General features: G+C 39.8%; 9 protein-coding genes and 1 tRNA gene. 7 read left to right on the top strand and 3 right to left on the bottom strand.

The genetic code is table 11. The features are described 5' to 3' along the window. Nucleotides 1-585: 585 nt before the first annotated feature. A complete protein-coding gene (gene cysE, locus BW142_RS01115; RefSeq protein ID WP_002958786.1) occupies nt 586-1,404 on the top strand; it encodes a serine O-acetyltransferase in 819 nt (272 codons plus the stop codon). Nucleotides 1,405-1,439: 35 nt separating this feature from the next. Then, nucleotides 1,440-2,120, top strand: coding sequence for a hypothetical protein (locus BW142_RS01110; protein ID WP_076923612.1), 681 nt, complete (start codon nt 1,440-1,442; stop codon nt 2,118-2,120). Here the strand turns inward: BW142_RS01110 and xseA are convergent. Next, complete coding sequence (xseA, locus tag BW142_RS01105; RefSeq protein ID WP_076923611.1) at nt 2,117-3,448, bottom strand: exodeoxyribonuclease VII large subunit; 1,332 nt, start codon at nt 3,446-3,448, stop codon at nt 2,117-2,119. The genes BW142_RS01110 and xseA overlap by 4 nt on opposite strands. A 135-nt stretch (nt 3,449-3,583) precedes the next feature. Between xseA and guaB the strand changes: the two genes are divergently transcribed. Together guaB and guaA are read left to right on the top strand one after the other, a co-directional pair. After that, a complete protein-coding gene (gene guaB, locus BW142_RS01100) occupies nt 3,584-5,053 on the top strand; it encodes an IMP dehydrogenase (RefSeq protein ID WP_002958783.1) in 1,470 nt (489 codons plus the stop codon). Between the two features lie 102 nt (nt 5,054-5,155). After that, nucleotides 5,156-6,733, top strand: a complete 1,578-nt coding sequence (guaA, locus tag BW142_RS01095; RefSeq protein WP_024598632.1) for a glutamine-hydrolyzing GMP synthase — start codon at nt 5,156-5,158, stop codon at nt 6,731-6,733. Between the two features lie 103 nt (nt 6,734-6,836). Here the strand turns inward: guaA and BW142_RS01090 are convergent, their stop codons facing one another. Further along, nucleotides 6,837-8,420, bottom strand: coding sequence for a BCCT family transporter (locus tag BW142_RS01090; protein WP_076923610.1), 1,584 nt, complete (start codon nt 8,418-8,420; stop codon nt 6,837-6,839). A gap of 475 nt (nt 8,421-8,895) precedes the next feature. Between BW142_RS01090 and BW142_RS01085 the strand changes: the two genes are divergently transcribed. From BW142_RS01085 to rimI, 3 genes are all read left to right on the top strand, one after another. Next, nucleotides 8,896-8,972, top strand: a tRNA-Trp gene (locus BW142_RS01085). Between the two features lie 64 nt (nt 8,973-9,036). Continuing rightward, nucleotides 9,037-9,342 carry a hypothetical protein gene (locus BW142_RS01080; RefSeq protein ID WP_076923609.1) on the top strand — a complete coding sequence of 102 codons (306 nt, stop codon included), beginning with the start codon at nt 9,037-9,039 and terminating at the stop codon, nt 9,340-9,342. Then, nucleotides 9,329-9,796: a ribosomal protein S18-alanine N-acetyltransferase gene (gene rimI, locus BW142_RS01075; protein ID WP_076923608.1), complete on the top strand. Its 468-nt coding sequence runs from the start codon at nt 9,329-9,331 to the stop codon at nt 9,794-9,796. Before BW142_RS01080 ends, rimI begins: the two co-directional genes overlap by 14 nt. Before the next feature lie 65 nt (nt 9,797-9,861). Here the strand turns inward: rimI and BW142_RS01070 are convergent, their stop codons facing one another. Then, complete coding sequence (locus BW142_RS01070) at nt 9,862-12,528, bottom strand: sensor histidine kinase (protein WP_076923607.1); 2,667 nt, start codon at nt 12,526-12,528, stop codon at nt 9,862-9,864. Nucleotides 12,529-12,775: the final 247 nt, after the last annotated feature.

The raw sequence follows: 12,775 nt of genomic DNA, 5'->3' as shown, positions 1-12,775 counted from the left end.
ATGCTAATTTAGCGTTTGTTTTTGTTATTTACGCCGTCAGCTATACGCCAGTATGTATTTTGGCATATGACAGGTGAGCTGTCATATGTTGTTAGCTTTTGATTTTTATTAATTTATTATATTTTAAGTATGTATTGGAAATTTTAGCAACTGTCGTATAACTTAATCTAAAAAGTGGGTATGTATTTAAAATATCATTTCTGGGTGCTAGGGCGTGTTGAACTCTGTGGATTGAAATTTGTTCAATCTAGGGTCGATTTAATCGCGGCGCGAGGTTTGTAACCTAGTGGGCTAAGTAAAAACCGATCAACAAAGAGTTAATCGTCCCTAGAAAGAACCCAAAGGGCAGCGCATGTTTGGTATTTATGCTGCGTTATCGCCTATTTATGGGGAGTAACCACACTACATAGGCTCTGCCTTGCCTAAAAACCAAATATACTGCTGCAAATCCAATCACCAAAGATCAACACGCCCTAGTTATATCTAATAACCAGAACAAATAACTAAGGGATTAACACCTTAGTGGCTAAATCCGTTAGACTTGGGAAAAGGCTATTTTATATCAACTTAAGGCAGTGCAGTATTATGCGTCATGCAATTTGGCAACAGCTTCGCGATGAAGCTAACGATGTAGTAAAACGTGAACCATTATTAGCAAGTCATGTTTATTCATGTGTTTTGAATCATGATTGTTTAGGTTCGGCATTGAGCTTTATTGTTGCTAATAAGTTGGCTGATGCGGTTGTATCTGCATTCACTATCCGAGAGCTGTTCGACCAAGCGTTTGTAAAATGTGACCGTATGCTCTCATTTGTTGCTGAGGACATTAAAGCGGTAAAAGACCGCGATCCTGCATCAGAAACCTATCTTACGGTTATATTAAATCTAAAAGGTTTTCATGCTATTCAGGCGCACCGTTTGGCTAATTGTTTGTGGCAACAAAATCGCAAAGAGTTAGCACGCTTTATTCAAAGCCGTAACTCTGAAGTGTTTGGGGTCGATATTCACCCAGCATGTAAAGTGGGTAAAGGCATTATGTTTGACCACGCAACCGGTATTGTTATTGGTGAAACAGCGGTAATTGAAGATAACGTATCAATTTTGCAATCTGTAACGCTTGGCGGTACAGGCAATGAGCAGGGCGATCGTCATCCTAAAATTAGAGCGGGCGTATTAATTGGCGCGGGTGCTAAAGTACTGGGTAATATTGAAGTAGGTGAGGGCGCACGAATTGGCGCGGGCTCAGTTGTACTTAGCAATGTTCCACCACACACAACCGCTGTTGGCGTACCCGCTAAAATTATTGGTCGACCGGATTGTGAGTGTCCGGCGCAAAGTATGAACCAAAACTTTTTAGCAAATCCTGAGCCTGAAAACGAATCGCACACGAGTGCAATGCTATAGGTAATGAAAAATAATAAAACTTAAAAGGAATTAACATGAACAAAAATAGTTTATTGGCTCTAGGGATTGGGTTTATTGCGGGTGTAGGTTTAACTTGGAGCTACTTTAATGCAGCTTCAAGTCATCCAGAATCTGTTAAGTCGCAGCCAAGTTATGAAAAACAGCAAAAGCTTCATACTGAACAACAAAGTAATGAGGTATTAAGTAATGCAGACTCTGTAGTACCTGAGCAAGTAGCTAATACAGAGCCCGCTGAAGACACGTCTCCAACCGATTTAGAACCCCAAATGCTTGATGAGCTACCTTTAGAAGAGCAAGTCACTCAGCTTAAGCAGCAACTCGCCGAACAGAAAGCGACGCTTAAAAGCGTTTTAAAGCAAATGAGAGGCCCTTCAGATTTTGAGAAGGTCTTACGTGATAAATTTGAAAAGCAAACGCGTGACGAAGAATGGGCTTATCGTACTGAAATGGCATTACAAGATTTTTTATTAACAGCTGATTTGGCAATTATGCCTGATATTGTTAGCGCAAAATGTAAAACAACGGTATGTGAATTTGAACTAGCCGCGCCCGCTGATAACGATACATTTGGCAGTGCTCAATGGCGAGAGCTAAACGACAAGTTGATGAAGCAGGAATTTTGGCAGCAATTTAAAAGCACTACCTCTACATCTAGCGATAGCGAGCTTAAATTGTTGCTAAGTACCGAGCTTTAAGTAACCTGTGATTCTATAGAGCCATCAACGAGCTCTGTAATTAAAACATCGCCTGTTTTAATTTTATCCACAGATTTAACTACTTTCCCTTGCTGTGTTTTAGTGATGCTATAACCGCGCGCTAAAACATTAAGCGGACTTACCGAATCTAACCTACTTGCTTGCAATGCCAAGCTATTATTAGCTTGCTGTAATTGATGCTGTATAGCTTGGTTTAGCCTAGCTTGTAATTGCGAAAGTTGATGGCTTGCTGTAGCGAGTTTTTTATCAGGCGATTGGCGCATTAAACGCGGCGTTAAGTTATTGAGTGTGCGTTCTTGCTGGTATAAACGATTACGCATAGCTTGTTGCAGCGCAATGTTTAGCTCATCCAAACGTTGTGATTTTTGATTAAGCTGATTACGCGGATGGCATAAGTTAAGGCGATGTTGTAGCTGCGTTGCAAGTGCGCGTTTTTCAGCAATATCGTGCTTAAACGCGTTGGATAAACGATTAACTAATTGCGTTACCTTGTTATGTAACTCTTGTGTATTTGGGCTTACAAGCTCTGCAGCGGCTGATGGGGTCGCTGCACGAACATCAGCAACGTAATCGCTAATAGTTGTATCTATTTCATGGCCTACCGCACTTACTATCGGTAATTCACTTTTGAAAATAGCGCGGGCGAGCTGTTCGTGATTAAAACACCATAAATCTTCAAGTGAACCACCGCCGCGTCCTAAAATAAGTACGTCTACTTCGTCACGTGTGTTGGCTAAGTCAATTTGGTTAATTAAATGCACGTGCGCTTCTTTGCCTTGTACCATAGCAGGGTAAATGATGACCTCTAGCTGCGGCGCTCGGCGTTTGAGTACCGTTAAAATATCTTTTATAGCAGCGCCGGTTGCTGAGGTAATAACACCAATACGATTAATATTTTGCGGTAATGGTTGTTTGTGAACTGAGCTAAATAATCCCTCGGCGGCTAAGCGCATTTTAAGCGCATCAAATTCTTGCTTTAGCTGACCTTCGCCTGCGGGTTCCATATGCTCAACAATAAGCTGGTAATCACCGCGAGGTTCATAAAGCGATACACGCGCTTTTACTGTAACTTGTGCGCCATTGGCAGGGCGGTAGCTTTGGTTGCGATTGTTGCCGCGCCACATAGCGGCTTTAATTTGTGCTTTATCGTCTTTTAACGAAAAATACCAATGCCCAGATGCTGGTGTAATAAAGTTCGAAATTTCGCCGGTTAATATAAGCGATGCAAACCCTTGTTCAAGAAGCGTGCGAATTTCTCTATTAAGGCGTGACACGGTGTAAACTGCTTTTGAGGACGGTGAAAACATAAAAAACAACCTAAATCTATTTATAGGGCTACTTTATCATAAATATTTGCGAAATATTATTTACTCATGCCAACAACGCTGTTAAAATTTGGCCGCAATTCCTTATCTTAGATCCACATGTGAGAAGTTGCCAAAATGCTTAGAATCGCTAAAGAAGCTCTTACCTTTGATGACGTACTTTTAGTACCTGGTCATTCTACTGTTTTGCCACACACGGCAAATATTTCAACTCGCTTAACGCGTGGTATCAAACTTAACTTGCCGCTTATTTCAGCATCTATGGATACTGTTACAGAAGCTCGTTTAGCTATTGCCCTTGCGCAAGAAGGTGGTCTTGGTTTTATTCATAAAAACATGACTATTGAAGAACAAGCGAAAAACGTACGTAAAGTTAAAACCTACGAAGCAGGTATTGTTTCATACCCTGTAACGGTTACTGCCGATTTAACAATTGCAGATGCAATTGAGCTTTCGCACGAAAAAGGTTTTTCAGGCTTTCCGGTTACCGATAGCAATAATGTGCTTGTAGGCATTGTTACTAGTCGTGATATGCGTTTTGAAACTAAGCTTGAACAGCCTGTTTCTACCGTTATGACTAAAAAAGAAAAGCTTGTTACCGTTAAAGAAGGCGCAGCACGCGAAGAAATTTTAGGCTTAATGCACGAACACCGCATTGAAAAAATCTTAGTTGTTGATGATGAATTTAAACTTAAAGGCATGATCACAGTAAAAGATTACCAAAAAGCCCAAGACAAACCTGACGCATGTAAAGACGACCAAGGTCGTTTACGTGTAGGTGCTGCTGTAAGTGTTGGCGCAGGTACTGATGAGCGCATTGCTGCATTAGTAGAAGCGGGTATTGATGTTTTACTTATTGATACGTCGCATGGTCACTCTCAAGGCGTTATTGACCGTGTTACTAAAACGCGTAAAGAGTACCCTGACTTACAAATTATTGCCGGTAACATAGCTACCGCTGAAGGTGCTATTGCACTTGCAGACGCTGGTGCCGATGCAGTTAAAGTAGGTATAGGCCCAGGTTCTATCTGTACTACACGTATTGTTACCGGTTGTGGCGTTCCACAAATTACAGCTATTTCAGATGCTGTTGAAGGCTTAAAGGGTCGCGACATTCCTGTTATTGCTGATGGTGGCATTCGTTTTTCTGGTGATATTGTTAAAGCACTTGTTGCTGGTGCATCGTGTGTAATGGTGGGTTCACTTCTTGCTGGTACAGAAGAAGCACCAGGTGAAGTTGAATTATACCAAGGCCGTTATTATAAATCTTACCGTGGTATGGGCTCATTGGGCGCGATGGATCAAAAAGAAGGTTCATCAGATCGTTACTTCCAAAAATCAAACGAAGCAGACAAGTTAGTACCTGAAGGTATTGAAGGTCGCGTAGCTTACAAAGGTCCTATTGCAACGATTATTCATCAGCAAGTAGGTGGCTTACGTAGTGCTATGGGCTTAACGGGTTGTGCAACAATTGAAGAGCTAAATACAAAACCACAATTTGTACGTGTTACTTCAGCGGGTATGGGTGAGTCGCACGTTCATGATGTGCAAATCACTAAAGAAGCACCAAATTACCGCTTAGGTTAAGCAGCGTAATTAATTTAATATACTGGGCTTGCTTTGCAAGCCCTCTTTTTAGTCGTTTACATTAACAAACGGCATTTAGCATCAGACTTTACGAGATACTCCATGAGCAAAGATATTCACGATTCACGAATTCTCATTTTAGACTTTGGTTCACAATACACGCAATTAATCGCGCGCCGTATCCGCGAAATTGGTGTTTACTGTGAGCTATGGGCATGGGATGTGACTGAAGAGCAAATTCGCGAGTTCAACCCACAAGGTATTATTCTTTCTGGTGGCCCAGAATCAACAACGCTTGAAAACAGCCCGCGCGCTCCTGAGTATGTATTTAATGCAGGCGTGCCTGTACTAGGTATTTGCTACGGTATGCAAACAATGGCGGCTCAACTAGGCGGAAACGTACACAGCTCAGATAAAAAAGAGTTTGGTTACGCACAAGTAGAAAAAGTGGGCAATTGTGCATTATTTGATGCAATTGAAGACCATATTACAGATGGCGGCAACGGCATACTTGACGTTTGGATGAGTCATGGCGATAAAGTAATGGATATTCCAGCTGATTTTACTACAACAGCTAAAACATCTACTTGTCCACATGCTGCAATGTCTAATGAAGAAAAACGTTTTTACGGCGTACAGTTTCATCCAGAAGTTACACACACGCATCAAGGTCAGCGCTTATTAGAGCGTTTTGCTATTGATATTTGTGGCTGTGAAAAGTTGTGGACTGCTGCAAAAATTATCGATGATGCTATCGAGCGTATTAAAGAAACTGTAGGTGATGACGAAGTTATTTTAGGCCTTTCTGGTGGTGTTGATTCATCGGTTGTGGCTATGCTAATTCACCGTGCAATTGGCGAAAAGCTAACATGTGTATTTGTTGATAATGGTTTACTTCGTTTAAACGAAGGCCAACAAGTAATGGACATGTTTGGTAATAAATTTGGTTTAAACATTGTTAAAGTTGAAGCCGAAGAGCAGTTTTTAAATGATCTTGCTGGTAAGTCAGACCCAGAAGATAAGCGTAAAGCCATTGGTCACACGTTTATTAATGTATTTGATGAGCAAGCCAAAAAGCTTAAAAATGCAAAATGGTTAGCGCAAGGTACAATTTACCCAGACGTTATTGAATCTGCGGCATCTGCCACAGGCAAAGCACATGTTATTAAATCTCACCACAATGTGGGCGGATTACCAGATGACATGAAAATGGGACTTGTTGAGCCATTACGTGAATTATTCAAAGATGAAGTACGTAAAATTGGCCTAGAGCTAGGTTTACCGTACGACATGCTTTACCGTCACCCTTTCCCTGGACCAGGTTTAGGTGTGCGTGTACTTGGCGAAATCAAAAAAGAATACTGTGATTTATTACGCCGCGCTGATGCGATTTTCATCGAAGAGCTTCACAAAGCTGAGCTTTACCATAAAGTAAGCCAAGCATTTACTGTATTCTTACCTGTTAAATCGGTAGGGGTTATGGGTGATGCACGTAAGTACGATTGGGTTGTATCACTTCGTTGTGTTGAAACAATCGACTTTATGACAGCGCGCTGGTCACATTTACCATATGAGTTTTTAGGTGTGGTTTCTAACCGTATCATTAACGAAATAGATGGTATTTCACGTGTTGTCTACGATATTTCTGGTAAACCACCGGCAACTATTGAGTGGGAATAACCTTAAGCGTATAAGCTTATTTTAGTCAGTTTATAGTCGCTCATTAAAAAGCCCGTTTATAAAACGGGCTTTTTTACGACTACAGCTTCGTGCTGATAGGTTTTTACTTGTGTGTTTCTAGCTCTGTCATTAGTCCTTTTACAAGGCTAATACTGCCAAGTAATAAAATAAGCGTAAAAGGGAGTGCCGCAATGATCGTTATATATTGTAGTGCTTGAATAGACTCAGTACCCCCAATCCAGAGCATTAGCATTGCAATAATACCTGCAATATTAGCCCATACTAGCTTTTGTTTTATTGGTACTTCAAGTTTACCGCCTGATGTAAGGCTATCTATCACAATAGAGCCCGAATCTAGAGTCGTTACAAAAAAGATGATAATCAACGCGATAGCTAAAAGCGAAAGCACTGTACTAAAAGAGTATGCATCCAACATATAAAATAAGCTAAGTGATACATCAGTAATACCTTTATCGGCGCCTAGCACTCCAATTTCATTTATAACCTGATCGATAGCTATCCCACCAAAAACCGACATCCAGGCTGTAGTAACAAGCGTTGGGATAAGTAATACGTATACTAAAAACTCTCGTATGGTGCGGCCTTTAGAGATACGTGCCACAAACATGCCAAAGCAAGGTGCATAAGCCACCCACCAAGCCCAGTAAAATACAGTCCAGCTATGTAGCCACTCAGTGTCTTCTCGGCCTGTGCTTGAGCTCAAAGGTATAATATTTTTTACATAGCCGACGACTGCGGTGTAGCCAGAATCAAGTACGGTAGTAAAATTTAAAATAGCAATTAGAGCAAGAAACACAAAAGCAATGCCCATATTAATGTTGCTAAGCAGTTTAACGCCGCCATCCATACCACGTATAATCGACAAAATGGCTAAGCCCATAATCAGTAAAATGATGCCTTGTTGCAATAGTAGCGAATTTTCAAACCCTAAAACATGGCTTATCCCACTTGCTGCTTGCGAACCACCGAGACCAAGTGATGTAGCCAAACCAAATAGAGTTACTAAAACAGCCATTACATCTATAACATCGCCTAGTTTCCCCCATACTAGATCCCCAAAAAGTGGATAAAATATAGAGCGCATTGAAAGTGGTAAGCCTTTATTATAAACAAAATAAGCTAGGCATAATGCGGTCATCCCATAAATCGCCCACGCATGAAGACCCCAATGGAATACCGTCGCACCTAAGGCAATTTCTCGACCTTGCTCGGTAAATGGTTCAGCATTGAGAGGAGTACCTGCCCAGTCTGTATAAAATGCGGTTGGTTCGGCAACACCCCAAAAAATAAGCCCTATGCCCATGCCAGCAGCGAATAACATTGAAACCCAAGAAAGGGTAGAGTAGTCGGTTGTTGCTTTATCGCCGCCTAAGCGAATTTTTCCAAGCGGAGATACTGCAATGCCGATAGCAAAAAGCAGGAGTATATTTGCCCCCCACATAAATACAAAATCAAAATTTACGAGTGCAGCATTTTTTATCGTGTTAATAGCGTCTTTTGTTTCGCTAGGTGGCAAGGCGAGTAAAGTTATTATGAAAAGTAAAGATAAGCCAATTGAAATAGAAAACACATTACTATGAATATCCATCCCCCATTTACTGACGTTATCTTGACCTACTTGATAATCGGTTGAATCGATACTATATTTTTTTGATTTAAACTTCATATAACATGGTGTAAACCATCCGCAAAAGCGAATAGTAAAACTCCTCCATATTGGTATTGTGTATAACCCGCGTGAATAAGATACATGATGAAATATGCAATTTAGAGATAAAGCGCGGATCTTCTGGAGGAAAAACTGTATCATAAATGCTATCAATGTTATTGATTTGTTTGTATGTTTACTCATCCGCTAAGTTTTATTTAGTTAATAAAACAGTAATGACAGTTACTTTAGGTGTTTTTGTCACCAACGTTTTGCATGGAACTGATGTTCTTTATGTTTCTATGATGTCTATTCTTAATAACCCTCGCTGGGCAGAGCGCTAAATAAAAGTATTTATTGTGTTACTACAGTAGATAAAACGGCGAATTAGCATGCTAATTCACCGTTTTGTTTATTTTAAAAGCAGTTGAGCTAAAAGAGTGATTTTTCTCTTTACCTTTGGCGAAACTTCTCTATAATTCGTCGTCATTGCAGGGGCGTAGTTCCAATTGGTAGAACAGCGGTCTCCAAAACCGATGGTTGGGAGTTCGAATCTCTCCGCCCCTGCCATTTCTTCTTTACATCGTTTTTATTACTTCTTATATTGTTCAAATGTCTAATCTACTGAGTTGTTATGCATCCACGTTACGCAGCTATTTTTGATATAGAAAATCTTGAACTCAATCAACATTATTGTCCTCAAGCAAATGATCAAGCTAATACTTTATTACAAAGTGCGATAGCCAGTCCTTTAACGCTCAATGAGCAATTACTTACAGACATTAAACTCAGTGCCGAGCCTATTATTATAAATAGTGTTGTACAGGGCCGTGAGATGCAATTAAACGATAATGAGCTTACATTGCCAACCCCACAGCTCAACGCTTCTGAAAAGCGTGCTTTATGGGCTTTAATGAGTGAACACCTTGATAAACTTTAAACCAGTAGATGAAACTGCAATATCTCAATTAATGGCCGTCGAAACAGCGTGTCATAGCCATCCGTGGACTTTAAATACAATGAGTTCATGCATAGGCGGGCGCTATTTTAATGTTGCCGCATTTGATGATGCGAGCATGATTGGTTTTTATATTGGTGAAAAAGCAGGGCCTGATTTTACACTTATGGATATTTGTGTAACACCAAGTCACCAGGGTAAGGGTATTGCAAGGCAGTTGTTAGCGCAGTTTATTGAATATGGTGAGCAGCAAAATGCTGAAAACCTTTTTTTAGAAGTACGCGAATCAAATACGCGTGCTATTGCGCTGTACGAGCGCGCAGGCTTTACTGAGATGTCAGTTCGTAAAAACTACTACCCAAGTGATAACCCTGCTAAAAATGGCTTTGAAGACGCTATTTTAATGGGTATGGCGCTAGGTTTAAACTTTTCATAATTAAAGTCGGTAATTAGCATTTAAAATACAGAGTCGCTAAAGTACTGCATTTTGTAAGTTTGCTTTTAGGTTACTTTGTCGCTAATTGCTTGCTCAATGGCTGCTATTAGATCATTTACCAGCTCGTCTCTTGGCACTTTATTGTTACTTTTTAAGTTCTCTTCAAGTGCCGCAGCACTATGGTAAATTTCATCAAAGTTAAAGCATCCAGAACTACCTTTAATACTGTGCGCTACACCTCTTAATGCTTCCCAATCATCACAATGTTGCAGAGCTTTAACTTCTTTTAAATATGTAGGTAAGTTAGCTAAATAATTATCAGCAATTTGCTGGAATTTTTCGCTTTTTAATAGGCTATCCCATTTATTTTGATTATCTTTTTCAAGATGCAGGTAGCTCACGAGTACATTTTCCAGAGCATCTTTATCAATGGGTTTAGCAAGTGCTTTATCGCAACCAGCCTCTAGGTAAGTCCCTATATCGTGGTTCATTACATTGGCAGTAAGGGCAATAATAGGGCCATCATACGCGGCATGGCGAAGCATTTTAGTCGCTTCTAACCCGCCCATTACAGGCATTTGCATATCCATAATAATAAGTTGGTAGTCGTTTACGAGTGCCATTTCTACGGCTTGTGCACCATTATTGGCAATATCGGGTTCAAGACCCCAGGTTTGCAGTAGTAATTTAATTAATAATTGGTTATCTGGGTTATCCTCAGCAACTAATATATTGGCGTCGAAGCTATTGCTGGCAAATGATAATAGAGGGTCTTTCTCTGGTATTAACTGGCTGTCTTGCGTTAAAAATTCAAGCATGGGTTGATCATCAGATAACTGACACGCCACCCTAATTGTAACGCGACTACCAACACCCACTTCACTTTCAAGATTTACATCGCCACCAAGTAGCAGTGCTAAATTTTTAGAAATACACAATCCAAGACCTGTACCACCAAAACGACGTGTAGTTGTTGCATCAGCTTGTTCAAACGGTTTAAATACACGCTCTATTTGATGCTCAGACATACCAATACCGGTATCTTTAATTACAAACTCAAGCTTTTGACTCGATTCTAAATAGTGCACACAAATAGACACACTGCCATTTTCGGTAAATTTAACGGCGTTATTGGCAATGTTTATAAGTATTTGTTTTAAGCGAGTCACATCACTATAAATAGTGCGAGGTAGCGGTAGTTGATAGTCAATATTAAGGGTTAATTGTTTTTCTTGTGCCAGTGGTTGAATAATTGATTCAATGTCGTGTACAAGCTGCACTACGTTTAATGCTGACAAATCAACAGCTAGCTTTTCGGCTTCAATTTTAGATAAATCTAAAATATTATTTATTAGCTCTAATAAGTGTTTTGAGTTACGTAAAATAGTACTGAGATGTTGCTTATCGTTCTCAATCTTGCCATTGTGTAGCAACTGTTCTGTAAAGCCCATAATAGCAGTAAGTGGCGTGCGTATTTCATGGCTCATGTTAGCTAGAAATCGGCTCTTAAGTTGATTGGCTTGCTCAGCTTGGCCAATAGCCAACTCAAGTTGGCTGTTCATAGCTTCAAGTGCTTGGGTGCGACTTTCTACTTTATCCTCAAGATGATGCTTATATTCTTCAAGCTGCTGCTGGTAATGCCTTATTTGATTAACCATGTGGTTAAAGTCGTTAAATAAAACACCCACTTCATCATTAGTGTGCGCAGGTAAGTGCACCGACAAATCACCATCACCCACACGGTGACTCGCTGCACCTAGTAACTCAATTGGATTAAGTAATAAATTACGCACCACTACAAAAATTAATATTGGTAGAGTGATCACTGAAATAATAACAATTAAGCCCGTTATTAAACTTATAGCTTTGCCTGATTGGTAAAGCACACCTTTTGGAATGGTAGATACGTAATAATATCCGCCAGGCATTTGTACTGCAAAAATCATACGCTCAATTTTATCTATACTTGAGAGCTCAATGGTCGAAAGCATGCCTATATCGGCCAGGTCGTGGATTTGGTTGAGTTCGTATTCGCTTATATATTGGCCGCGCATGTTGTAGTCAGAGCTAAATAAAATCTTACCGTCTTTGGTTAACATCAAATTAAGCGTGTTGTTATACGGTGCTTCTAAAATACTGGAGTTAAGTATCGAAGGCTCTATATGTATTACAATAAAACCAAGTTGCTGTGGGCGTTTTAAATAGTAATCAACACTATAAATTCGTTGAATAAAATACAAACTAGTGGTGCCGTCATCCTTTTGAATCATAAATTGCTGTTTACTTAAATTACTTTGCAAGACTTGATTAAAAAATGGATAGCTTTTAGGTGCAGTAGTTAGGTTGTTAGAGTAGTAAGCATCACTTTTCCCACTGGCAGAGACTAAATTAATACTAATAATATCTGGATAAGCTTCACTGTAGCTGGCAAATACATCCATAAGCGCGCCAAGTTTTCGGGTGTGGTTACCGTTGGCACGAATGTCGTTTGCTAAAAAGTCGCTAAGTACTGGCGAAGTTGAAAGTAGTTTTGCTGTAGAGTGAAAAGAGTCGATATAGTTAAATATTTTTTGCTGTTGTTGCTCAACAAAACGGCTCATTATTAAATCAGCTTGTTTTTGTGTTGAATTAGTTACAGTGGTGAGCGTAAAGCCACCTAAAAATAGCAGCGGTAGAATAACAAGGGGTGTTATATACCATAATAATCGAATACTTAACTTACTGGTTTTCATGACCAAGCGACTTATCCTCCATGCAATCTACCAATAATATGCGTTACGGCTTTATTAAACAAGCTTATAGCGGTCTTGATGGCTGAAATGTAACCATTAATTGCGCGGTATTTAGCTAAGGTTAGCTACTTATTTGTATAATTAAGTCATTTTAATTTAATAAGTTACGTATTATTGAAATGGTATTTTAGTGTTTGAATAAATTTTACAGTATTTATGCATGTAAAAGTGACTTTTTATGCTTAAT

The organism is Pseudoalteromonas sp. EB27 (assembly GCF_001974875.1).
Taxonomy (GTDB): Bacteria; Pseudomonadota; Gammaproteobacteria; order Enterobacterales; family Alteromonadaceae; genus Pseudoalteromonas.
This window is presented reverse-complemented; position numbering and strand designations above follow the sequence as displayed.

What these genes read in the sequence shown, in the direction of transcription:
- cysE (WP_002958786.1), top strand. Translation starts at nt 586, where the DNA reads ATGCGTCATGCAATTTGGCAACAGCTTCGCGATGAAGCTAACGATGTA.
- BW142_RS01110 (WP_076923612.1), top strand. Translation starts at nt 1,440, where the DNA reads ATGAACAAAAATAGTTTATTGGCTCTAGGGATTGGGTTTATTGCGGGT.
- xseA (WP_076923611.1), bottom strand. Translation starts at nt 3,448, where the DNA reads ATGTTTTCACCGTCCTCAAAAGCAGTTTACACCGTGTCACGCCTTAAT.
- guaB (WP_002958783.1), top strand. Translation starts at nt 3,584, where the DNA reads ATGCTTAGAATCGCTAAAGAAGCTCTTACCTTTGATGACGTACTTTTA.
- guaA (WP_024598632.1), top strand. Translation starts at nt 5,156, where the DNA reads ATGAGCAAAGATATTCACGATTCACGAATTCTCATTTTAGACTTTGGT.
- BW142_RS01090 (WP_076923610.1), bottom strand. Translation starts at nt 8,420, where the DNA reads ATGAAGTTTAAATCAAAAAAATATAGTATCGATTCAACCGATTATCAA.
- BW142_RS01080 (WP_076923609.1), top strand. Translation starts at nt 9,037, where the DNA reads ATGCATCCACGTTACGCAGCTATTTTTGATATAGAAAATCTTGAACTC.
- BW142_RS01070 (WP_076923607.1), bottom strand. Translation starts at nt 12,528, where the DNA reads ATGAAAACCAGTAAGTTAAGTATTCGATTATTATGGTATATAACACCC.